This window comes from Vibrio sp. V10_P2A27P122, from assembly GCF_963874335.1.
Taxonomy (GTDB): Bacteria; Pseudomonadota; Gammaproteobacteria; order Enterobacterales; family Vibrionaceae; genus Vibrio; species Vibrio anguillarum.
In genome coordinates this window covers 1-22,022 of record NZ_CAWNHY010000253.1, presented here as the reverse complement: position 1 = coordinate 22,022, position 22,022 = coordinate 1, and the positions used below count along the sequence as shown (strand labels likewise).

The following is a 22,022-nucleotide window of genomic DNA, read 5'->3' as shown; positions in this document are numbered from 1 at the left end:
CAACTGCTATAATTAGGGTTTAAACAAGAAATTTATTAACTTAACTCATTGTTAAAGATAGACTTTATTAAGAATCGTCAAAATTTATGTCTTAGCATATTTCCAAGGGTGTCAAAACTCGACTGAAATAAAAAATGCCAGTTCTTAATACTGGCATTTTTGTAACACGGCTAATCAAAAGTTGATGTGTAATTACACAATGAACTTATTGAGCAGAGCATCTTGCTCACGAACGTTTTCCGTTTGAACCTGCATTGCGATATTGGCTTCTTCAGCAGATTGTGCCACTTGCGTCGACAAATCTTTAATCTTCACTGTATTGGTGTTGATCTCTTCAGCCACAAGGCTTTGCTCTTCTGCCGCAGATGCAATTTGGATATTCATGTCCGAAATCACTTGTATCGCATCACGAATACGGTTCAATGCCGAATTTGCCGTTTTCGCTTTATTCACCGCATCAACAGCTGTCGTTTTACTTTCATTCATAGCTGAAGAGACGGAACTCGCTCCTGCTTGTAATTGCTCAATCATACTGCGAATTTCGGTGGTCGATTGCTGAGTGCGCTGAGCTAGTGTACGCACTTCATCAGCAACAACGGCAAAACCACGGCCAGATTCACCCGCTCGAGCCGCTTCAATCGCCGCGTTTAAGGCAAGCAAGTTAGTTTGATCAGCAATGTCATTAATCACTTTCAAAATAGTTTCAATATTTGCCGTCGCGGACTCTAGGCCTTTCACCTCTTCCACCGCTTGGTCAATGCGGGCCGATAAATTGTCGATCGACAATGTCGTTTCACTGACCACACTGGAACCATCTTGCGTTGCTTCATCGGCTTCTTTCGCCGCTGCTGCTGCACCTTGCGCATTATTGGCAACTTCTGTCGATGTCACTGCCATTTCGTGCATTGCAGTGGCTAGTTGCTCTAACTCTTGTAACTGGGTGCGCATCGCTTCTGCTGACTCATGAGCACCTTGCACCGTGAGCTCTGTGCCACGCATGATCTCTTCACCAATCGCTTTTGATTGCGTGATCTGCTTTTGCAGCGTCTCAGTAAAGGTATTAAACCCTGATGCGAGTTGAGCAAACTCTTGGTCCGTATTGGTATCCAAGCGTTTGGTTAAATCCCCCTGCCCTGAGGCGACATCTTGAATCGCTTCATTGAGCACACCTAATGGACGCATTAACACTTTAATCAGTAGCGTCAAGCCAATCACACTCAACACAAGCCCAATTAACGTATAGATAATAGAGCTATTGCGTAATACGCCAATCGCATTGAAGGCGATGGATTCATCAACAATCGCACCGATGTACCAGTTCTCACTTGGAATATGAGTGAAGCTGACGAGATAACGGGTACCATCAATTTCAATCTGTTGGTCCCCCTCTTTCAGAGTCACTTGCGGTAAATAAGTCGATAACTTCTCACCATTATTTTTGGTATCAGGGTGAGCAATCGTCGCTCCGTCACCTGAAACGATAAAGAGGTAACCCGCATCGAATAAATTAATAGAGTTCACCAATTCAGCTAAACCCGTCAATTCCATATCGTAGAACATGGCACCAGAGAATCGACCTTGATCGTAAATAGGCGTACCAATAGAAATGATCACATTTTTGGTAGAAATATCGACATACGGCGCTGTAACGATAAGTTTTTTCGATGCTTTAGCATCCACAAACCAAGGGCGCTTGCGAGGATCGTAATCGGCGCTTGGCTCCCAACCGTCATCATTCTCCACCACTTTGCCATCGGATTCATACCCTAACCCTATGGCTAAAAAGCTTTTTTTCAACTTCGGTTTTTCAAGAATGTTTTTAACGTAATCCCGGTTGAGCGGATCAAGCTCAATCACTTCAGTCGTCGATTGAGCCAAGGTTTTTTTACTTTCCATTTCAGAAACAATGGTGTTTTTGACCCCAGCTTCCATTTCACTCAGACTTTTTGTAACTAGGGATTCTATTTCCGAGCGAACAATGCTCAGTTGCTGAATAGAAATAAGCGAGACGGTAACAAGCAGAAGTGCAGAAGAAGCTGCAACTATTTTTTGGCTAAACTTCATAAGTATCCCTCATTGATGCCAAATTAATTATCATTTTTGTGGTTATAGTTAGTTATCGCCAAGTTACAAAAAATCTATAGCTTTTTTACACCTCCTCGTAGTTCAGTCTAATCAATATTTACTATTTGGCAAAAAAAAAGCCCAAAACGATTACGGTTTAGGCTTCCTTAGAGATTCTGTTTACTCTCTATTTTTATTTATAATTCAGTGATTTTAGGGAGATTCAGCCTCAACAACAGGTTCATCAGTGCTGGGCAAAGCATGCCATACTGCTTTTACTAGAGTGGCAAGAGGAATTGCAAAAAATACGCCCCAAAACCCCCACAGCCCACCAAAGACTAACACCGCGACAATAATAGCAACGGGATGTAGATTAACGGCTTCAGAAAATAGAACGGGAACCAATACGTTGCCATCCAAAGCTTGGATGATGCCATAAGCAATTAATAATGTGTAAAACGGCGGAGTCATGCCCCACTGGAAGAGACCAACAATGGCAACTGGCACCGTCACAGCGGCCGCGCCAATATAAGGGATCAAAACCGATAGGCCCACAGCCACAGCAAGTAACACAGAATAACGTAAATCAAGAATGGCGAAAGTGACGTAACTGATACTACCAACAATCAGTATTTCTAACACTTTTCCACGGATGTAGTTTGAGATTTGTTGGTTCATCTCTTGCCATACTTTAGCCGCGAGTTTACGGTTGCGTGGCAATAACCCACTGGTCATTCGCAGCATTTCATTCTTATCTTTCAATAAAAAGAAGACCAGCAACGGCACTAGAATGAGATAGACACCCAAGGTGGCCAAACTCACAAGAGAAGCAAGTGACCCTTTAACGACACTTTCCCCCATACCTAAAGCCTGGTTCTTCGCATTGCTTATCACCGACTCAACAATCTGTAAGTTATCGAGTTCAGGGTAACGTTCAGGAATACTCAAAATGAAGCTTTGCAACCCTGCATACATGTTAGGAATGTCATTGATTAAATTACCAACCTGTTTCCAAATGGTTGGTACTAAACCAAAGATAGCCAGCAGCATCAAACCGACAAATAGCAAAATCACCAAAATTACGGAAACGGACCTAGGAAGCCCAAAACGGCGCAATTGCATTACTGGCCACTCAAGTAAATACGCCAGCACAATGGCCACAAGCAGCGGCGCAATCAAATGGCCGAAGAAATATATCGTTACAAAACCAAAAAACAGAATAGCAACCAGACTAACGGCATGAGGATCAGAAAAGCGTCTTTGATACCAACGAGTTACCATTTCAAACATTTAATCGAGTTCCTTAATTACTTTTAGCCAAAAATAGCCGGGTGACGTGTTCCACTGGCAACGAAAGCCATGAGCAGACAAATATTTTTCTATATCCTGTCCTGAGCTGACGTCGTTAAGCCAAATGTCTAATACCTCACCCAAAACCAATTGAACAGTGTGACGCTTCGCAAGTAATAAAGCCATCGGACAACGCTGCTGGCGTAAATCCAGAATATTTGGTTCCATTCTTCTGCTCAATGCTTAATATAGGCCTGCCATTGTATCGAGTTTTGACTGGCATGCCAGTGTTTATCGATACTCAAATACCGGCTGGCTTACTCTTCTCTCTCTACAATTTTTGGCCGTTATTTTGAGTTGGAAACCAATTCACACATTCAATGTCATACAGACAAGAAGATCACGGAATATCACTGACAAATATGAAGTTTAAACGCGCTCGATCCTTACTTTGCCTCTGTATTACTGTGGCGATAAACGCCCCTTCCTTGAGCTATGCCGACACCATAGAGCTACCGGACATTGGGACAGTAGCAGGTTCGACCTTGACGATTGATCAAGAGCTTATTTATGGTGATGCTTATATGCGCATGCTGCGTAACAGCCAGCCAATCGTCAATGATCCGGTGATAAACGAGTACATTGATAGCCTAGGGCATAAATTGGTTGCCAATGCCAACGATGTAAAAACGCCGTTCACCTTTTTTATGATCCGCGATCGCAACATCAATGCGTTTGCCTTCTTTGGCGGTTATGTTGCGTTGCACTCTGGGTTGTTTTTGCATGCACAAACAGAAAGCGAACTCGCTTCGGTTCTTTCGCACGAAATTGCCCACGTCACGCAGCGCCATTTAGCACGCAGTATGGAAGACCAAGCCAGACGCTCACCAGCAACAATCGCGGCATTGGCAGGCTCTTTGTTACTGGCTATTGCGGCACCTGAAGTGGGCATTGCCGCCATTACCGCCACCACCGCAGGCAGTATGCAAAGCCAAATAAACTATACGCGCAGTAATGAAAAAGAGGCTGACCGATTTGGTATTGCAACGCTAGCCAAAGCGGGGTTTGATGCCCAAGCCATGCCAAGGTTTTTTGGCCGCCTCGCTGATGAATATCGTTACGCTAGTAAACCGCCACCGATGTTACTAACCCACCCGCTGCCAGAAGATCGTATTACCGACAGCCGTGAGCGCGCCCAACACTACCCGCCTATGCGCCTTCAACCTTCATTGGATTACCATTTAGCACGCTCGCGAATTGTTGCTCGCTATGCTGGGATTGATAATGAAGCCGCTCTTGATTGGTTTAAGCGTGCGGAGAAAAAAGAGAGTGCGACTCTCGCGCCAGCCTTCCAATATGGCAAAGCCTTGGTTTATCTCGATAGCAAGCAATTTGATAAATCAGAGGCGATTTTATCAAAGCTGGTTGCACAAGACCCAACAAACAATTTCTATCTTGATGCGATGGCCGATCTCGATATCGCTCTAAATCAAGCGGCCAAAGCCCAAACCTTGCTAGAGAAGGCGCTCAAACAGAAACCGAACAATCCAACCTTAACAATTAACTACGCCAACAGCTTGTTAAAACAAGATAAATTGTCTGATGCCATTCGGGTATTGCAGCGCTACACCCATGACAACCCTAATGATACCAACGGTTGGCATTTGCTATCAGAAGCGAATATCGGCATTGGCAATAGCCAAGAAGATCTCGCCGCGCGAGCGGAGCTTCTAGCGCTCAAAGCTAATTGGAATAAAGCGATTCAATATTACACTCAAGCAAGTCAACTCGCCGAACTTGGCAGCTTAGAACAAGCTCGCTACGATGCACGCATTGACCAATTGATGGTGCAACGAGACCGATTCTTATCACTCCAATAATCACAATACAACGAGGAGAAGTTATGTCAGTCGTGATTTATCACAACCCTAAATGCTCAAAAAGTCGTGAAACTCTGGCACTGCTAGAAGACCGCCAGTTAAAGCCACAGATCATCAAATATTTAGACCAAGCGCCAACCATCGAACAGTTGAAAACCTTGTACGCTCAACTCGGGCTACAACAGGTTCGTGATATGATGCGCACCAAAGAAGATCTCTATAAAGAACTTGGCCTAAGTGATAATGCACTTACTGATGATCAACTATTTTCAGCCATGGCCGCGCACCCTAAGTTGATTGAGCGTCCCATTGTTGTCGCCAATGGTAAAGCGCGCCACGGCCGTCCACCAGAGCAGGTACTTGAGATTTTATGAGTATTAAAGTCGTCGTACTTTATTACAGCAGGCACGGTTCAACGCAAGCACTGGCACGGCAAATCGCACGCGGAATTGAAGCACAAGGCGCGACAGCGCTCTTGCGCACCGTTCCGGCGCTAGACAATCATGCAGAGCAAACGACCGATCCCTACCTGACTCTGGATGAGTTAAAGCAATGTGATGGTTTGGCTTTTGGCAGCCCAGTCTGGTTTGGCAATATGGCCGCGCCACTGAAGCACTTTTGGGACCAAACGACCCCTTTATGGATTAGCGGCGCATTAATTGATAAACCCGCTTGCGTGTTTACTTCTTCATCCTCTTTGCATGGCGGCCAAGAGAGTACGCAACAGAGTATGATGCTGCCACTGATGCATCATGGCATGTTAATCGTTGGCATCCCTTATTCAGAGCCTGCACTGCATACCACAACCTCTGGAGGCACGCCATATGGTGCAAGCCATGTCGCAACACACTCGCCACAACTCACTACGCACGAAAGTGAACTGGCTAAAAATTTAGGAAAACGGCTGGCAATGCTAGCCAGCCGATTAAAGGACAGATTATGACGGCAGAAATGATGCCAAGCACCAAGCAGTACCGATGGCTAGCTTTACTGAGTAACTTATCCCTAATTATATGGGTGGTTTTATGGCAATTCTCGCTCTCTCCTCACCCTCATCTTAATCATGTTGCATTGGCCATTGCATGGGTTATCCCACTGCTTTTACCATTACCGGGAATTTTGGCCGGAAAACCCTACACTCACGCCTGGGCCAACTTTGTTTTAATGCTCTACTTTCTACACGCATTGACGCTGATTTATGTTGATGGAGGGGAGCGCTGGTTAGCGGTAGTGGAACTGCTACTGACATTTGCCGCTTTTGTCGGTAATACCTTGTATGCTCGCCATCGAGGTAAAGAGCTCGGACTGAAACTCAAGCGTCTATCTGAAGTCGAAAAGCAAGAGAAAGCCAATTTTACCCACGATAATCAACCATAGAGTCAATCCATGACAGGATTGCCTATTCTTCTCATGCAAAAAGAGCCCTGATGGGCTCTTTTTGATTATCTCAGCATTTGTTCAAGGGGTGGCTGAGTACTTTACGCTTGCCACTCAAAAGAGAGCACTCGCTTCACAGGTTCAGTGATGGCCTGAGATAATGACGGTTCAGTTGTGACTTGCAAAGAGCCTGACTCCACAGCAGAATCATCAACCTCTGCTGCTGGGGTAAGCTGTATTGGCACACTCTCTGGCTGTGGGTCGTCAATTTTAGCGACTTTGCCCATGCGTAGCACTTCTTGCTCAAACTCGGACTCTGAAGCCAACAAATGCACTTCGAAAGTGATTTCCTCACCTTGAATCTTGAGAATGTCCAAAGAAGCAACAGAGCTTAAGCGCTTCAACTTATTCTCCAAGGTAAAGAAATCCATTGCATCATCAATCGGGCTAAAACGAGCAAGCAGCGAAGAAGAGGATTCACTGGCCACGATAACCGAGCTCTTTCTTGCATAGTAATCACTCAATTGATCGACCATTTGTTCAATGGCATCGTCACCAGACGCTTGACCAGACAGTGGCGCTTTCGTGGCTTGTGTCATTTGAGCGGCGGGTTGATCATACAAACTCCAACGCACACCATTACTTTGCACTCTGACCACCAACACAGCATCGGTTGGATAACGTTGGCTAGCCATACTGATAGGCTGCACGAAACCGCCCCACAAATCCGATACTTCCACACCGGTAATATCATCAAAATCACCCACAGGCACTGTGATAGGCAAACCGCGAGTTTGAGTCGCGCCTTTAAGCTGTTTTAACGTACTCGTGTCAGAATGCTCCCAAGCGATACTGCGGTCATAACCTGACTCTTCAATCAACCAGACTAAAACATTAGCTCGGTTTTCAGGCCAAAATGGTAATTGAGCTTGAGTTAATAATGTGCGGATATGCGGTGCGCTAAACCCCATGACAATCGAAGATTGCGCCCCATTTTGACCATAACTGATTTGCGCTAAATATTGCGAATTCTGCCTTAAAGCTTTTTGAATCACCTCATTGTTCACCGCATTCCTATCACCCGAAGCTCGAACAATCACTTCGCTCATCCCTTTGATACGAGCATTCGCGTCGGCATTGTCTTGCTGTTGATCAATCACGACTTCGGTATGGTATAAGTCGACCTTGGTTAAGGCATAAGCAGGGAGAGTGAGTAAGCTCATCACCAACATAGCTAAATAGCGCATACTGTTCCTATGATCTGTTTTGTGAACGTCGATGATAAGCAACTATCCGGTCCGCGGCAAGGAATCCACGGCAGAGTTCGGTGATAATTTCATCAACATTTGTGACTTTATTTGATCTAGTTTCAATGGCAATCGTTTGCAAAAGTGATAGAATCCCGCGAATTTTTATTTTGCTTCAGGGAAATCATGATGAAAAATGCCACCCAAGGCGCACAGATGCTCTTCGTCGCATTTGGTGCGCTGGTTCTTGTCCCGCTGTTAACTGGGCTTGATCCTAACGTTGCACTATTTGGCGCCGGTGTCGGTACCCTTTTATTCCAACTTATTACTCGCCGCTCTGTCCCCATCTTTCTTGCTTCTTCTTTTGCCTTTATTGCACCGATTATGTTTGGCATCCAAACTTGGGGCGTTGCCTCGACGATGGGCGGTTTAGTGGCCGCTGGTTTTGTCTACATACTACTGGGAGCGATCATCAAAGTCCGTGGCGTAGAAATCATCCACAAAATTTTACCTCCTGTGGTCGTTGGCCCGGTGATCATGGTGATTGGCTTAGGCCTTGCGCCTGTTGCTGTAAACATGGCGCTAGGTAAAACTGGAGATGGTTCGGTACAACTGATTAGCTCAGATGTAGCGATGTGGATCTCTTGCGTTTCACTGTTAACCACCATCACGATTAGCGTTTTTGCCAAAGGTTTTCTCAAACTATTGCCGATCTGCGGCGGTATTTTTGCAGGCTATCTTTTGGGCCTCTATTTTGGTGTAGTGGATTTTACTCCTGTTACGCAAGCGGCTTGGCTGTCAATGCCGAACTTCACTTTCCCTGAGTTCAACATCAACGCGATCTTGTTCATGATCCCAGTTGCAATTGCTCCGGCAGTCGAACACGTGGGCGATATGCTCGCGATCTCAAACGTCACTGGAAAAGATTACATCAAGAAACCTGGGCTACATCGCACCATTGCGGGTGACGGTGTTGCCACCATCGCAGCCTCTATGCTGGGCGCGCCACCAAACACTACGTACAGCGAAGTGACGGGTGCCGTAATGCTGACGAAAGCCTTTAATCCAGTAATCATGACTTGGGCTGCGATCACCGCGATTGTATTAGCATTGGTTGGTAAGCTGGGCGCGCTACTGCAAACCATTCCAATTCCCGTAATGGGCGGTATTATGATTTTGCTGTTCGGTTCAATTGCAACGGTTGGCCTAAACACACTGATTAAAAATCATGTCGATCTTCACAAGTCTCGCAACTTAGTGATTGTAGCAGTGACATTAGTGTTTGGTATCGGCGGCATGGCCTTTGGTATCGGAGAGTTTAGCCTACAAGGTGTCAGCTTATGCGGTATCGTAGCCATTATTCTAAACTTGATCCTTCCTAATGACTTAGGAGAAAACCATGTGGTGGATAACGCCCAGATGGAAGAAGAGATCAAACTGAAGAACTAATTTTGCCAGTCAATCCGGCCTCACTCGAGGCCGGATTTTCATTCTCTATTCTTGACACAATTCAACAAACTCACCTCGCGTTAATAACGCAAGATCGCTCGGTGCCAATTCAATCTCTAAACCGCGCTTACCTGCACTGACACAGATGGTCGATTGATCTTCTGCGCTGAGATGAATGAAGGTCGGTAGTGCTTTTTTCTGCCCAAGTGGGCTAATGCCACCGACCACATAACCCGTGGTTTTTTGCGCTATGTCTGGATTAGCCATTTCCGCTTTTTTCGACTTAGCCGCTTTGGCCGCACGCTTTAAGTTTAATTTTTGATCAACAGGAATAATCGCGACAGCGAGATTTTTCGGCTCGCCATTTAAGCAAAACAGCAGTGTTTTAAACACTTTTTTCGGATCTTGTCCCAAAACCTCAGCCGCTTCTAAACCATAACTGCTGTGATTAGGATCATGTTGATATTGATGGAGAGTGTGAGGAATTTTTTTCTTTTTCGCCAAATCAATCGCAGGTGTCATCGTGCTTATCTCAAAGTAGCCGTTAGTGCCAATAAAAAAGCGATGCCTAAGCACCGCCTTTAGTTAAAATGATTGCTCACAATGAGTCAAACTCTTTATCGCACTATCACTTATAGACAATTTCGCCCGCTGGCGCATATTGGTTCACATCAATTGGACTGTGTGCTTCGAGGTAATCTTTCAATACTTCCGCGTCCACAAAGCCTGTATTGACATAACCTGGGTGATCGGAGATTTTTGGATAACCATCACCACCCGCTGCATTGTAGCTAGGCACGGTGAAGCGATACGTTTCATCCAAACGGAGCTGCTTATCACCAATAAAGACGTTCGATACCTTACCATTGGCCACTGTCATCGAAATCCCCGCGAATTGTACATAAGCGCCAGAATCAACAGGTTTGGTCGCCACTTCATTGAGGTAATCCAACACTTCAGCCCCGGTCATATCGGTATAAGTGAGAATATTGGCAAAAGGTTGTACTTTGAGCACATCTTTATAAGTGATTTTTCCTGCATCAATCGAATCACGCACGCCGCCAGAATTCATCACCGCAAAGTCGGCTTTTGCGCGTTCCATATGAGAAAGTGCAATCAAACGACCTAAATTGGTTTGTTGGAAACGCACAACGTTGCGATCCCCTTCTAACTTACCATTACTTTGTGCAATGACTACATTCAGTTTCGCTTGACCTTGCTCTTGATATGGACGCAAGAAGCTAAGCATTTCTGAATCTTCAGCGATTTGATCTTGAATCAGTACGCGCTTACTCTCGCCATTCACGTTCACCTTTTTCTTCAGGTTTACAGGGATCAGATTGTAGCTCACCATGTTCAGTTCACCATTACGGAATTCGTAATCCGCACGGCCAACATACTTACCCCATTCATGCGCTTGCACTATGTAAGTACCGTTTTGCATATCAGGCTTACACTCATCTCCCGGATGGAAGTTTTTCTTCACCACGTTAGGGCCTTCCATGCAGACAGGCTCTTGAGAGTGGCCGCCGACGATCATATCGAGAGAACCTTCATCCAAGTATCGTGCAAGCGCAACATCACCCGGTGCATTCACACCACGTTGACCATTTTCATAATGGCCCATGTGGGTAACGGCAAAAATAAGGTCCGGCTTTTCCGTTTTCTCAATTTCTGCGATCAGTTTTTTCGCTTCTTCTTTTGGATCTTTAAACTCAATACCACCAATGTATTCAGGGTTGCCGATTTTAGCGGTATCTTCAGTCGTTAAACCGATAACCGCTATTTTCACGCCCTGTTTATCAAACATTTGGTAGGCTTGGAATAGACGTTTTCCGGTCGCTTTATCGTAAATGTTGGCCGACAGCATTGGGAAATTCGCCCACTCTTTTTGCTTAAACAGCACCTCGAGCGGGTTATCGAATTCATGGTTACCTAACGCCATCGCATCATAACCAATCTTGCTCATGCCTTTAAAATCAGGCTCTGCATCTTGCAGATCAGATTCAGGAACTCCGGTATTAATATCGCCACCAGAAAGAAGCAGTACGCTGCCGCCTTCAGCTTCAATATCAGAGCGAAGATCGTCGATCAGCGTTTTACGTGCCGCCATACCATACTCGCCATATTTGTTTTGCCAGAAACGACCGTGGTGGTCATTAGTGTGTAACACGGTGAGTTTATAAGTCGTATCTTCCTTCCACTCATGAGTGGGTTGAGTTGCGCAACCCACAAGGGCTGTAAGAATGGCCGCGCTGAGCGCTGTTTTTAGAATAAGACGTTGTTTCATTATCATACCTTTGAACTTGAAAAATCCACTGCTTGTGAGGGGGAGGCTATGGTCAACGTTGCAAACACAAAATCAAGCCATACCAATAAACTTGACCCAGTTTAAATTAACATCTCAAAGGTGACAGATTGATTTCATATTTATGTAGAATTGATCACTATAAAATCAATTCAAAAATGTAACGGTTGCCACAGGTTACACGTGAAATTTTAATGGATCACAGGCAATCGTTTTCTTTCCTAAACACGAAAAAATAAGGAAAAGTGAGCACTTAGACAAGATAAACAAGTTTGGGAAACATTCGATAAAATTTGACCACCTTGCGGTGGCCAAATTATAAGTGGTAGATCCAACAAAAAATCAGCGGATATCGATATGAGCAAAGCTCTTGATCAAATCATCTAACGCTTTCATTTGTGCAAGGAAAGGTTCAAGTTTATCCAAAGGCAGTGCCGATGGACCATCGCAACGCGCTTTATCTGGGTTTGGATGCGCTTCAATAAAAAGGCCCGCAATCCCGGCAGCAAGACCTGATTTTGCTAACTCAACTGTCTGTTCACGACGCCCACCAGAAGCTGCGCCAGAAGGGTCGCGCATTTGCAGTGAATGGGTCACATCAAAAATAATTGGGCTGCCGTTTGATACTTTTTTCATCACACCAAAACCCAACATATCAACGACCAGATTATCATAGCCATGGCAAGCACCACGTTCACATAAAATCACTTTGTCGTTGCCGCACTCTGCAAATTTTTCCACGATATTGCCCACTTGACCAGGGCTCATAAATTGTGGTTTTTTCACGTTGATCACTGCACCTGTTTTCGCCATCGCTTCGACAAGGTCAGTTTGACGAGCAAGAAACGCTGGCAGTTGAATCACATCAACCACCTCAGACACAGGCTGAGCTTGAGCTTCTGTGTGCACGTCAGTGATGATTTTGACGCCAAAGGTCTCTTTTAGCTCTTGGAAAATTTTCATTCCCTCTTCCAAGCCAGGGCCACGATAAGAGTGAACAGAGCTGCGGTTGGCTTTATCAAAAGAAGCTTTAAACACATAAGGGATACCGAGTTTATCGGTCACTTTCACGTAATGCTCACAGATTTGCATCGCTAAATCACGGGATTCAAGGACGTTCATTCCAGCAAACAGAGTAAACGGTTTGTCGTTGGCAACGGGAATATCACCCACGTGGACGATTTTTTGTTCCATTTTATTCTCTCTCATTTAGCGGTTAATGCAGCGTAATAGCTTCAAAGCTTAATGCATTAACTTGATTTTTTAATAACTCAGCCGCCGGATCATTCGGACAATGATCAATAAAGTATTGATAATCGGATAAGGCAATTTGGTGACAATCCAGTTGCTGATAGATAAATCCGCGATCGCGGATCTCATACGGATCATCAGGAACAAAAGTCAGCGCTAAATCAGTACAACGCAGCGCTAAGGTATAACGCTCTTCTCTTAATAGTGCGCTCTTTAGTAGTGCCAGCCAACGACCGATCACCGTCGGATTATCTGTCACTTCCAAATGACTCGATTTCAGCTTAGACAAGACCCCTTTATGCCCAACTAACCACGCTTGTAGTATATGTAATGAGACGGTTTCACCAGTAAAAGGGTTAATATAAATCGGTGATTCATCGCACCAATGCAACTGCAATAAAAACTGTGTGGGAAAGGTAATACCTTGTAAAGGAAAGCCTAGCTTGCGCGCAAAATAGAGCAACAGCGCACCTAAACTGACGGGAATACCTTTGCGGTGCTGCAACACTTTATCGATGAAGGCATTACGTGAATCAAAATAAGCCTCTCTGTCACCGCGAAAACCCCATTGTTGGTAAAACAGATGCAACAACGCTTCGAAACGCTGTTTTTCATCCTGTTCATTAGCTAACTCGTGTTTTGCTTGTGTAAGCAAACGGGCCAACTCTTGGCGTGCCCATTCATCCTCAGTTTCAGGATTGACGGCCTTGTTTAAGATCAGCGCCCCTTCCACCAATTCCATTGCATCAAAATCTTCATCGAACCATTCAAACATAATGCCGCTCGGATGCTGTTAGCCTAAAAACATAGCCGTTTTTACGATGGCGATTTTTCCCGCCATAGCAAGCCAACCTAATGCGCCCAAAAAAGCAAAGGTACGCAACAGCTTATTCCTACCCAGTTTGAGCGCAAAGAAGCCCAGCGCAATGTACGCCATCACACAAGTCAGCTTCTCAGTTAACCAAGGTGCGGCTGGGGTAAATGGGATAAAACCAGACATCACAATCAACGCGATACCCGATAACAACAACAACGAATCGTTAATATGAGGAAAACGTTTCAAAAAAGGGTGTTGCAGCCATTTGGAATCCATCATCATCAAGGCATAACGTACCGACAACAATAGTGCACTGATCGCAATGGTCAGTAGATGAAAATGTTTTAATCCTTCGTACATGATGCTCTCTCTTCTGAGTGCGAATATTGACCCAGTGTGACTCGGTCATTACCCGCATAATCCTTTTCTGTCACTACATGGTGATAGCCGAGTGACTCAAATAACGCTCTGACTGCCGCCCCTTGATCATAACCATGTTCAAACAGCAGCCAGCCTTGTTGCTGCAAATAGTGACGCGCATTCTCTGCAATGTGTTTAATGTCAGCCAAGCCTTTGTCTTTGGCCACCAGCGCACTTAAAGGCTCAAAACGTACATCCCCCTGCGTGAGATGGGGATCATTTTCTTCAATATACGGTGGATTGGAGACAATTAAAGCAAACTTTGTACCGAGCTTTAAAGGTTCAAACCAACTACCTTGTAAAAATGTGACATTGGTAATAGTTAAACGCTGCGCGTTTTCCAACGCTAAGGCTTGCGCTTCTGGGCGTAAGTCGATACCAACCACATGACGTTCAGGTAACTCAGACGCTAACGCTAATGCTATCGCGCCAGTTCCTGTGCCTAAGTCCAAAATATCCCCTTGCGTCTGCTGGCTTTTTTCTAACGCAATTTCAACCAAGCGTTCAGTATCCGGCCGAGGAATTAATGTCGAAGGCGAAACTTTCAGTGGCAGCGACCAAAACTCACGTTCCCCAACCAAATAGGCCACTGGCTCCCCCGTCACTCGACGCGTAATCAACGAGCAAAATTGCCGCGACTGCGTTTCGCTTAAGGTCTTTTCAGGCCAAGTCAGCAGATAAGAACGTGGTTTATCCAGTACATGGCAAAGCAGCACCGCTGCATCCACAGAAGGCGAATCACTGCCGCCTTCTTGGAGTTGAGCAATCGCGGCTTTCAACGCATCATCAATACGAGATAACGTCATGGGATCAGTGTTGATCGGCAAGAGCGGCAAGTTGGTCTGCTTGATATTCTTGAATGATTGGATCAATCAAGCTTTGCAGATCCCCTTCCATCACTTCATTAAGACGATAGATGGTTAAGTTAATACGATGATCGGAAACGCGACCTTGCGGATAGTTGTAAGTACGAATACGGTCGCTACGATCACCAGAACCCAGTAGGTTACGACGAGTATCGGACACTTCGGCTGCGCGCTTCGCTTCTTCCGCTTGTGCAATACGAGCGGCCAATACGGCCATCGCTTTGGCTTTGTTTTTGTGCTGTGAACGCTCGTCCTGACACTCAACTACCGTGCCTGTTGGTAAGTGGGTAATACGGATCGCAGAGTCGGTGGTGTTTACGTGCTGACCACCCGCGCCCGATGAGCGGAAAGTGTCAATTTTCAGATCGCTAGCTTTAATTTCTGGAATTTCGGCTTCAGGAATTTCGGGCATGATCGCGACGGTACAAGCGGAAGTATGCACACGACCTTGAGATTCCGTGGCCGGAACACGCTGTACGCGGTGACCGCCTGATTCAAACTTAAGCACACCGTAAGCGCCATCACCACTCACTTTAGCAATCACTTCTTTATAGCCGCCATGCTCAGCATAACTAGCGGACATAATTTCGATACGCCAGCTCATCTTCTCAGCATAACGGCTATACATACGGAACAGATCGCCAGCAAAAATACCCGCCTCATCACCGCCCGCCCCTGCACGAATTTCTAAAAAGCAGTTGCGATCATCGTTCGGATCTTTTGGTAGCAACAGAATTTGCAATTCATCAGTGAGACGTTCAATCGTCGCTTTGGCTATTTTGATTTCCTCTTGAGCCATCTCACGCATCTCGGCGTCTTCTTCTTTGGTCATCTCTTCTGCGGCAACCAAATCCTCTTGCGCTTGTTGGTAAGCTTGGAAGCATTTAGTGACTTCCTCAAGCTGAGAGTACTCTTTTGACAAAGTACGGAATTTGTTTTGATCACTAATTACGGTAGGCTCGCCAAGCAGGCGCTGAACCTCTTCGTAACGCTCAACAAGGGATTCAAGCTTAACTAAAATCGACGCTTTCATAGTTTCTTCTTTAATTCGGAGTGACGGATATTATCGAGGGTCGTCAAGACCCAAACTTTGTCTAATCACGGCCAATTTAGCCGGTTCACCTAACTCTGCAGCGCTTTGCAATGCTCGGGTTGGTGTGTGGATCAATCGATTGGTGAGTTTGTTACTTAACTCAAGTAACACTTTTTCAGGATCGCCCCCTGCAGCCAGTGCCTGCAAGCTTTTACTGAGCAATTCTTGACGAATTTCGTTGGCCGATTGACGGTATTCTCGGATGCTGTCTACCGCTTGCAAGGAGCGCATCCAGCTCATAAAGACTGCGCTCTCTTCACTGACAATCGCTTCAGCTTGAATGGCTTCAACTTTACGCTGTTCCATATTGCTGTCTACAATCGACTGAAGATCATCAACCGTATACAGATAGGCATCGTTTAAATCCCCGACCTGCGATTCAATATCACGAGGCACGGCAATATCAATCAGTAACATGGGTTGATGGCGGCGCACTTTAATCGCACTTTCTACCATCCCTTTGCCAATAATCGGCAGTGGGCTGGCGGTTGAACTGATGACGATATCCGCGTGGGCGAGATAGTCAGGGATCTCATTGAGTGCAATCACTTCAGCATCAAACTGCTGTGCAAGCCCCATCGCTCGCTCGCGGGTTCGGTTGGCAACTATCATGCGTTTACATCGATGGCTGGCTAAATGCTTCGCAACCAGTTCGATGGTTTCACCCGCTCCAACCAACATTACCGTTGAATCAGAGAGTGATTCAAAGATTTGTTTTGCCAACGTACAAGCAGCATAAGCTACAGATACCGCACTGCCGCCTATTTCGGTTTCGGTGCGCACACGTTTAGCTACCGAGAATGCTTTTTGAAACAGTTTTTCAATCGCTGAATCAGCCGCGTTATGCTCGCGAGCATCCGCATAGGCCTGTTTCACCTGCCCTAAAATCTGCGGCTCACCCAATACCAGTGAATCCAGACCACAAGCCACTCGCATCAAATGACGAATAGCGGCTTGTTCTTCGTGTACATACAAACTCGGTTTAAGATCTTCAGGATTCACATGATGGAACTGAGACAACCAATCGATTAACTTACTTTTGCTCGATGATTTTACATCACAATAAATTTCCGTGCGATTACAGGTAGAGACAATAACGCTACCTTGAACGCTGGAACTGGACGCAAGTTGTCGCAAGGCTTCTGATAATTTATCAGGACCAAACGCCACTTTCTCTCGCAGTTCTACCGACGCTGTATTGTGATTTATTCCAATAGCAAGCAAGGACATCTATAGAGGTTTCTCGGTTCAGGAAATGTAAATAGGAGCAGAATTTTACTTGATGCCCTGTTTTAATGAAAGGGCAACAGGGATTTGTTTTCCCGACTTCGTGATATCAATGATATAGTGAGGCGTTTTTACGGCCTTCACTGTGTAAATAATGGGCAGATATGACACGCGCAAATAGACTGATTTTAACTCTCCTCACTCTGCTAACACTCTTTGGTTGCACAAACTTACCCTCAACAAGGGTCGAGAGCGTCGGCTGGCAGCAACACCAACAGCAATTGCAAACGATCCGCGAGTACCAAGCCAGCGGAAAACTCGGCTATATATCACCACAACAGCGCCAATCCCTCAATTTTCATTGGCAAAAAAACGCCGACCATAGCCAGCTTCGTCTCTCAACATTTTTAGGGCAGACCGTTTTAAATCTCTCCATCTCGCCTCAGGGCGCCCAGGTCAAAACGTATGATGATCAAATTATCGATGCGCAGAATGCGGATGCTTTAGTTTACGAGTTAACTGGGTTATCGATCCCCATTGAGCAGCTACAAGATTGGCTGCTTGGGCTACCAACCGAGGCGGATGGTTTTCAATTGAATCAAAATAATTTGTTGGCATCGTTAGATAAACAGCTAGGGCTTAGCCGCTGGCACTTGGAATATTTGAACTACCAAGCTTATCCCTTCGCATCAACATCCGCTTCTTCCACTTCAGTGCCACTTCCTGCCAAACTGAAGCTGACTCAAGATCAAGTTTCATTAAACCTCGTCATTTCAAAGTGGACCCTAACGCCATGATTTGCACCCCAACCCACTGGCCATCACCCGCTAAGCTCAACCTGTTTCTGTACATCACCGGGCAAAGAGCCGACGGATATCATGAATTACAGACACTGTTTCAATTTCTCGATTTTGGTGATGAGTTAACCATTACCGCCAATCAGTCTGGCGAAATAACTCTCACACCAGCCATTGCTGGCGTTGCGCTACAAGACAACTTGATTTGGAAAGCGGCCATCGCCTTACAAAAGGCAAGTGGATGCCGCTATGGCGCGAGCATTGAATTAAATAAAGTTTTGCCTATGGGCGGTGGCATCGGTGGCGGCTCTTCCAATGCTGCAACCGTGCTTGTTGCACTGAACTACTTATGGCAAACCAATTTATCACAGCAAGAACTCGCTACGCTCGGTTTAACACTCGGGGCGGATGTTCCCGTTTTTGTCCATGGCTTTGCCGCATTTGCTGAAGGCGTAGGTGAAAAACTGACCCAAACCGAACCAAAGCAAAAATGGTATTTGGTGGTTCGGCCTAATGTGAGCATTGCAACGAAAGATATTTTCACTCATCCCCAATTGATAAGGAACACGCCAAAACGAGCGCTAGCAACGCTTCTCGAACACCCTTACGAAAACGATTGCGAAAAAATTGTCCGAATGCTGTACCCAGAGGTTGATAAGCAACTTTCATGGCTGCTACAATACGCGCCGTCAAGATTGACTGGGACGGGATCTTGCGTTTTTGCCGAATTTTCTAGCAAAGTAGAAGCGGAAGCTGTCCTTGCCAAGCTCCCTGACACAGTCTTCGCGTTTGTCGCCTTAGGGTGTAACATTTCGCCACTGAAAAAGACTCTGGCTGAATACCAATTCGCCAACACCCGACCTATTTAAAAACTGGACGCAACCCTGAGGTTTCCACCGTGCCTGATATGAAGCTATTTGCTGGTAACGCCACACCTGAACTAGCCCAACGTATTGCTGAACGTCTATACATCTCTCTTGGTGATGCTACTGTTTCTCGTTTCTCCGACGGTGAAGTTGCAGTGCAAATCAACGAAAATGTTCGTGGTAGCGATGTATTTATTATTCAATCTACTTGTGCTCCTACTAATGACAACTTAATGGAATTAGTAGTGATGATTGATGCAATGCGCCGTGCTTCAGCAGGCCGTATTACTGCTGTCATCCCATATTTTGGTTATGCCCGTCAAGACCGCCGAGTGCGCTCTGCTCGTGTACCGATCACTGCAAAAGTTGTTGCAGATTTCCTTTCAAACGTTGGTGTTGACCGCGTTTTGACCATCGACCTTCACGCAGAACAAATCCAAGGCTTCTTTGACGTCCCAGTAGATAACATCTTTGGTACGCCGGTGTTGCTTGAAGATATGAAAGCGCGTGGGTTAGAAGATCCTGTTGTGGTTTCACCTGACCTTGGTGGCGTGGTTCGTGCTCGTGCGACTGCAAAAGCATTAGGTGATATCGACATCGCAATCGTTGATAAACGTCGTCCACGCGCCAACGTGTCTGAAGTTATGAACCTGATTGGCGATGTTGATGGTCGCGATTGTGTGATCGTCGATGACATGATCGACACTGGCGGCACTTTGTGTAAAGCCGCTGAAGCGTTGAAAGAACGTGGTGCAAAACGTGTGTTTGCTTACGCAACGCACGCGGTATTCTCAGGTAACGCAGCGAAAAATATCAAAAACTCAGTACTAGACCAAGTTATCGTCACAGACTCGATCACCCTATCTAAAGAGATGGCGGCAACCGGCAAAGTGACACAATTAACCTTGTCTAGCATGCTTGCTGAAGCGATTCGTCGCATTAGCAACGAAGAGTCTATTTCTGCCATGTTTAATTAAAACTCAGTTTATTTACTGATTTTTAAATGCTTTTAAAGCACTTCATTGAAAAATGAGGTGCTTTTTCCTTTGTTATTTTAGCGCCTCGCACCCTTTCCCTTTTGTGTGCTATCATACCGCGCTTTTGATATTGCAAAGAGATCCTAACCTTGAGCCAACCAATCAAACTTCTTGTCGGGCTAGCGAATCCTGGTCCTGAATACGCCAAAACGAGGCACAATGCCGGCGCTTGGGTAGTAGAAGAATTAGCCCGAGTTCATAACGTCACCTTGAAAAACGAAGCCAAATTCTTCGGTTTCACCGGACGTATCGTGGTTAATGGTGAAGATCTGCGTTTATTGATCCCAACAACTTTTATGAATTTATCCGGTAAAGCCGTGGCGGCCATCGCCAAGTTTTACCAGATAAAACCAGAAGAGATCATGGTGGCACATGATGAACTAGACTTACCTCCCGGGGTAGCTAAGTTCAAAATGGGCGGTGGTCATGGCGGGCATAATGGCCTTAAAGACACCATCAGCAAACTCGGCAATAACAAAGAATTCTACCGCCTGCGGATTGGTATCGGCCATCCGGGGCACAAAGATAAAGTAGCAGGCTATGTTTTAGGTAAAGCACCCGCCAAAGAGCAAGAGTGCCTAGATGCCGCGGTTGACGAATCGGTTCGTTGCTTCGACATTTTACTAAAAGATGGTCTAACTAAAGCACAAAATCGCTTACATACGTTCAAAGCTGAATAAGGTTACAGTCATGGGTTTTAAATGTGGCATCGTGGGTTTACCAAATGTGGGTAAATCAACATTATTTAATGCACTAACTAAAGCGGGCATCGAAGCAGCAAACTTCCCGTTTTGCACTATCGAACCAAACACGGGTGTGGTTCCTGTTCCAGACCTTCGTCTCGATGCGTTAGCAGAAATTGTAAACCCTCAACGTATCCTTCCGACGACAATGGAATTTGTCGATATCGCAGGCCTAGTGGCTGGCGCGTCAAAAGGTGAAGGTTTAGGCAACAAATTCCTTGCCAATATCCGTGAAACAGATGCGATTGGTCACGTTGTTCGCTGCTTCGAGAACGAAAATATCGTTCACGTAGCAGGCAAAGTATCGCCAATTGAAGATATTGAAGTAATCAATCTAGAGCTTGCCCTTGCCGACCTTGATAGCTGTGAACGCGCCATTCAACGTCAAGCAAAACGTGCCAAAGGTGGCGATAAAGACGCTAAATTTGAAATCACCGTATTAGAGAAGCTACTCCCTGTATTAACGGAAGGTGGTATGGCTCGCACGGTTGAACTCTCAAAAGAAGAGCTAGCCGCCGTAGATTATCTCAACTTCTTAACGTTGAAACCAACCATGTATATCGCCAACGTGAGCGAAGATGGCTTTGAAAATAACCCGTACCTTGATGCTGTCAGAGAGTTTGCAGAAAAAGAGAACAATTCTGTGGTTGCTGTTTGCGCAGCCATTGAAGCTGAACTATCTGAACTTGAAGAAGAAGATCGCGCCGAGTTTTTAGCCGATTTAGGCATTGAAGAACCCGGTCTAAACCGCGTGATTCGTACCGGTTACGAACTGCTAACGCTGCAAACCTACTTCACCGCAGGCGTAAAAGAAGTGCGTGCCTGGACGATTCCGGTCGGTGCGACGGCTCCGCAAGCGGCGGGTAAAATCCATACCGACTTTGAACGTGGTTTCATTCGCGCTGAAGTTGTGGGTTATGATGATTTCATTCAATATCGCGGCGAAAATGGAGCCAAAGAAGCGGGCAAATGGCGCTTGGAAGGTAAAGAATACATCGTAAAAGATGGCGATGTTATCCACTTCCGCTTCAACGTGTAAATAACTCGTTAATCAGCCATTAATACACCATTAAAGCCGACAGATTCTGTTGGCTTTTTTGTTTTTTTCTCAAAATCAACCTTAGCGGCAAGCAAGGAAAAATCAATAAGCTTAATGATTTATTAACCGTTTTTGATCACAAACACGTCTCTTTGTTCAAAAAAAGTTCGAACGGTTGGTTTCAAAGAATTTATTCAAAAAAACTATTGACGCTCTAGAGCCATATCCGCATAATGCGCTCCGTTCTCGAC

At 45.6% G+C, this 22,022-nt stretch carries 22 protein-coding genes; 10 read left to right on the top strand and 12 right to left on the bottom strand.

What is annotated here, in order from left to right; all coding sequences use genetic code 11:
• Positions 1 to 192: 192 nt before the first annotated feature.
• From AACQ17_RS12145 to AACQ17_RS12135, 3 genes are all read right to left on the bottom strand, one after another.
• Complete coding sequence (locus tag AACQ17_RS12145) at positions 193 to 2,064, bottom strand: methyl-accepting chemotaxis protein (protein WP_064625783.1); 1,872 nt, start codon at positions 2,062 to 2,064, stop codon at positions 193 to 195.
• A gap of 213 nt (positions 2,065 to 2,277) precedes the next feature.
• Positions 2,278 to 3,354: an AI-2E family transporter gene (locus AACQ17_RS12140; RefSeq protein ID WP_017042765.1), complete on the bottom strand. Its 1,077-nt coding sequence runs from the start codon at positions 3,352 to 3,354 to the stop codon at positions 2,278 to 2,280.
• Positions 3,355 to 3,582 (bottom strand): sulfurtransferase TusA family protein, encoded by a 228-nt coding sequence (locus AACQ17_RS12135; RefSeq protein ID WP_017042766.1) that lies wholly within the window; start codon positions 3,580 to 3,582, stop codon positions 3,355 to 3,357.
• Between the two features lie 194 nt (positions 3,583 to 3,776).
• On the opposite strand from AACQ17_RS12135, the gene AACQ17_RS12130 reads away from it, so the two are divergent.
• From AACQ17_RS12130 to AACQ17_RS12115, 4 genes are read left to right on the top strand one after another with little or no spacing between them, the layout of a single operon-like run.
• Complete coding sequence (locus tag AACQ17_RS12130; RefSeq protein WP_026028354.1) at positions 3,777 to 5,234, top strand: beta-barrel assembly-enhancing protease; 1,458 nt, start codon at positions 3,777 to 3,779, stop codon at positions 5,232 to 5,234.
• A 23-nt stretch (positions 5,235 to 5,257) separates the two neighbouring features.
• Positions 5,258 to 5,608 (top strand): arsenate reductase (glutaredoxin), encoded by a 351-nt coding sequence (arsC, locus tag AACQ17_RS12125; protein ID WP_064625784.1) that lies wholly within the window; start codon positions 5,258 to 5,260, stop codon positions 5,606 to 5,608.
• Positions 5,605 to 6,177, top strand: coding sequence for an NAD(P)H:quinone oxidoreductase (gene wrbA / locus AACQ17_RS12120; RefSeq protein WP_017042769.1), 573 nt, complete (start codon positions 5,605 to 5,607; stop codon positions 6,175 to 6,177). Before arsC ends, wrbA begins: the two co-directional genes overlap by 4 nt.
• Positions 6,178 to 6,185: 8 nt before the next feature.
• The gene (locus tag AACQ17_RS12115) at positions 6,186 to 6,611 is read left to right on the top strand and encodes a DUF2069 domain-containing protein (RefSeq protein ID WP_026027302.1); all 426 of its coding nucleotides are present in this window, start codon (positions 6,186 to 6,188) and stop codon (positions 6,609 to 6,611) included.
• Positions 6,612 to 6,712: 101 nt separating this feature from the next.
• On the opposite strand, the gene AACQ17_RS12110 is transcribed toward AACQ17_RS12115, so the two are convergent.
• Positions 6,713 to 7,858, bottom strand: a complete 1,146-nt coding sequence (locus tag AACQ17_RS12110) for a DUF2066 domain-containing protein (RefSeq protein WP_170935149.1) — start codon at positions 7,856 to 7,858, stop codon at positions 6,713 to 6,715.
• A 189-nt stretch (positions 7,859 to 8,047) separates the two neighbouring features.
• Here AACQ17_RS12110 and AACQ17_RS12105 point away from each other — a divergent pair, with 189 nt between their 5' ends.
• On the top strand, positions 8,048 to 9,307 hold the full coding sequence (locus AACQ17_RS12105; protein WP_094146825.1) for a uracil-xanthine permease family protein: 1,260 nt from the start codon (positions 8,048 to 8,050) through the stop codon (positions 9,305 to 9,307).
• Positions 9,308 to 9,352: 45 nt separating this feature from the next.
• Here the strand turns inward: AACQ17_RS12105 and ybaK are convergent, their stop codons facing one another.
• The 8 genes from ybaK to hemA form a co-directional block, all read right to left on the bottom strand.
• A complete protein-coding gene (ybaK, locus tag AACQ17_RS12100; RefSeq protein ID WP_026027304.1) occupies positions 9,353 to 9,829 on the bottom strand; it encodes a Cys-tRNA(Pro) deacylase in 477 nt (158 codons plus the stop codon).
• Between the two features lie 106 nt (positions 9,830 to 9,935).
• Entirely contained in the window at positions 9,936 to 11,597 is a 1,662-nt protein-coding gene (gene ushA / locus AACQ17_RS12095; protein ID WP_094124017.1) for a bifunctional UDP-sugar hydrolase/5'-nucleotidase UshA, read from the bottom strand.
• 360 nt (positions 11,598 to 11,957) lie between these two features.
• Positions 11,958 to 12,809, bottom strand: a complete 852-nt coding sequence (kdsA, locus tag AACQ17_RS12090) for a 3-deoxy-8-phosphooctulonate synthase (RefSeq protein ID WP_026028071.1) — start codon at positions 12,807 to 12,809, stop codon at positions 11,958 to 11,960.
• A gap of 22 nt (positions 12,810 to 12,831) precedes the next feature.
• Positions 12,832 to 13,641: a SirB1 family protein gene (locus tag AACQ17_RS12085; RefSeq protein WP_017048839.1), complete on the bottom strand. Its 810-nt coding sequence runs from the start codon at positions 13,639 to 13,641 to the stop codon at positions 12,832 to 12,834.
• Positions 13,642 to 13,659: 18 nt separating this feature from the next.
• Positions 13,660 to 14,043, bottom strand: coding sequence for a SirB2 family protein (locus tag AACQ17_RS12080; protein WP_013856268.1), 384 nt, complete (start codon positions 14,041 to 14,043; stop codon positions 13,660 to 13,662).
• The gene (gene prmC / locus AACQ17_RS12075) at positions 14,028 to 14,909 is read right to left on the bottom strand and encodes a peptide chain release factor N(5)-glutamine methyltransferase (RefSeq protein ID WP_017045760.1); all 882 of its coding nucleotides are present in this window, start codon (positions 14,907 to 14,909) and stop codon (positions 14,028 to 14,030) included. Before prmC ends, AACQ17_RS12080 begins: the two co-directional genes overlap by 16 nt.
• A gap of 4 nt (positions 14,910 to 14,913) precedes the next feature.
• The gene (prfA, locus tag AACQ17_RS12070; RefSeq protein WP_013856266.1) at positions 14,914 to 16,002 is read right to left on the bottom strand and encodes a peptide chain release factor 1; all 1,089 of its coding nucleotides are present in this window, start codon (positions 16,000 to 16,002) and stop codon (positions 14,914 to 14,916) included.
• A 30-nt stretch (positions 16,003 to 16,032) separates the two neighbouring features.
• On the bottom strand, positions 16,033 to 17,292 hold the full coding sequence (gene hemA / locus AACQ17_RS12065) for a glutamyl-tRNA reductase (RefSeq protein ID WP_094124246.1): 1,260 nt from the start codon (positions 17,290 to 17,292) through the stop codon (positions 16,033 to 16,035).
• A gap of 161 nt (positions 17,293 to 17,453) precedes the next feature.
• On the opposite strand from hemA, the gene lolB reads away from it, so the two are divergent.
• The 5 genes from lolB (at position 17,454) to ychF (ending at position 21,771) form a co-directional block, all read left to right on the top strand.
• A complete protein-coding gene (lolB, locus tag AACQ17_RS12060) occupies positions 17,454 to 18,086 on the top strand; it encodes a lipoprotein insertase outer membrane protein LolB (RefSeq protein ID WP_094146826.1) in 633 nt (210 codons plus the stop codon).
• On the top strand, positions 18,083 to 18,955 hold the full coding sequence (gene ispE, locus AACQ17_RS12055) for a 4-(cytidine 5'-diphospho)-2-C-methyl-D-erythritol kinase (protein ID WP_019280893.1): 873 nt from the start codon (positions 18,083 to 18,085) through the stop codon (positions 18,953 to 18,955). The genes lolB and ispE overlap by 4 nt, the downstream gene beginning before the upstream one ends.
• A gap of 29 nt (positions 18,956 to 18,984) precedes the next feature.
• Positions 18,985 to 19,929, top strand: a complete 945-nt coding sequence (locus tag AACQ17_RS12050) for a ribose-phosphate pyrophosphokinase (RefSeq protein WP_010320509.1) — start codon at positions 18,985 to 18,987, stop codon at positions 19,927 to 19,929.
• Between the two features lie 149 nt (positions 19,930 to 20,078).
• A complete protein-coding gene (gene pth, locus AACQ17_RS12045; RefSeq protein WP_013856262.1) occupies positions 20,079 to 20,669 on the top strand; it encodes an aminoacyl-tRNA hydrolase in 591 nt (196 codons plus the stop codon).
• A 10-nt stretch (positions 20,670 to 20,679) separates the two neighbouring features.
• Positions 20,680 to 21,771 carry a redox-regulated ATPase YchF gene (gene ychF / locus AACQ17_RS12040; RefSeq protein ID WP_013857965.1) on the top strand — a complete coding sequence of 364 codons (1,092 nt, stop codon included), beginning with the start codon at positions 20,680 to 20,682 and terminating at the stop codon, positions 21,769 to 21,771.
• The last annotated feature ends 251 nt before the right edge of the window (positions 21,772 to 22,022 follow it).

Coding starts and splice junctions, on each gene's coding strand:
- AACQ17_RS12110 (WP_170935149.1), bottom strand. CDS start 7,858: ATGCGCTATTTAGCTATGTTGGTGATGAGCTTACTCACTCTCCCTGCT.
- kdsA (WP_026028071.1), bottom strand. CDS start 12,809: ATGGAACAAAAAATCGTCCACGTGGGTGATATTCCCGTTGCCAACGAC.
- AACQ17_RS12145 (WP_064625783.1), bottom strand. CDS start 2,064: ATGAAGTTTAGCCAAAAAATAGTTGCAGCTTCTTCTGCACTTCTGCTT.
- wrbA (WP_017042769.1), top strand. CDS start 5,605: ATGAGTATTAAAGTCGTCGTACTTTATTACAGCAGGCACGGTTCAACG.
- ushA (WP_094124017.1), bottom strand. CDS start 11,597: ATGAAACAACGTCTTATTCTAAAAACAGCGCTCAGCGCGGCCATTCTT.
- ybaK (WP_026027304.1), bottom strand. CDS start 9,829: ATGACACCTGCGATTGATTTGGCGAAAAAGAAAAAAATTCCTCACACT.
- AACQ17_RS12085 (WP_017048839.1), bottom strand. CDS start 13,641: ATGTTTGAATGGTTCGATGAAGATTTTGATGCAATGGAATTGGTGGAA.
- AACQ17_RS12140 (WP_017042765.1), bottom strand. CDS start 3,354: ATGTTTGAAATGGTAACTCGTTGGTATCAAAGACGCTTTTCTGATCCT.
- AACQ17_RS12105 (WP_094146825.1), top strand. CDS start 8,048: ATGAAAAATGCCACCCAAGGCGCACAGATGCTCTTCGTCGCATTTGGT.
- ispE (WP_019280893.1), top strand. CDS start 18,083: ATGATTTGCACCCCAACCCACTGGCCATCACCCGCTAAGCTCAACCTG.
- prfA (WP_013856266.1), bottom strand. CDS start 16,002: ATGAAAGCGTCGATTTTAGTTAAGCTTGAATCCCTTGTTGAGCGTTAC.
- ychF (WP_013857965.1), top strand. CDS start 20,680: ATGGGTTTTAAATGTGGCATCGTGGGTTTACCAAATGTGGGTAAATCA.
- hemA (WP_094124246.1), bottom strand. CDS start 17,292: ATGTCCTTGCTTGCTATTGGAATAAATCACAATACAGCGTCGGTAGAA.
- AACQ17_RS12135 (WP_017042766.1), bottom strand. CDS start 3,582: ATGGAACCAAATATTCTGGATTTACGCCAGCAGCGTTGTCCGATGGCT.
- AACQ17_RS12115 (WP_026027302.1), top strand. CDS start 6,186: ATGATGCCAAGCACCAAGCAGTACCGATGGCTAGCTTTACTGAGTAAC.
- AACQ17_RS12130 (WP_026028354.1), top strand. CDS start 3,777: ATGAAGTTTAAACGCGCTCGATCCTTACTTTGCCTCTGTATTACTGTG.
- prmC (WP_017045760.1), bottom strand. CDS start 14,909: ATGACGTTATCTCGTATTGATGATGCGTTGAAAGCCGCGATTGCTCAA.
- lolB (WP_094146826.1), top strand. CDS start 17,454: ATGACACGCGCAAATAGACTGATTTTAACTCTCCTCACTCTGCTAACA.
- AACQ17_RS12080 (WP_013856268.1), bottom strand. CDS start 14,043: ATGTACGAAGGATTAAAACATTTTCATCTACTGACCATTGCGATCAGT.
- arsC (WP_064625784.1), top strand. CDS start 5,258: ATGTCAGTCGTGATTTATCACAACCCTAAATGCTCAAAAAGTCGTGAA.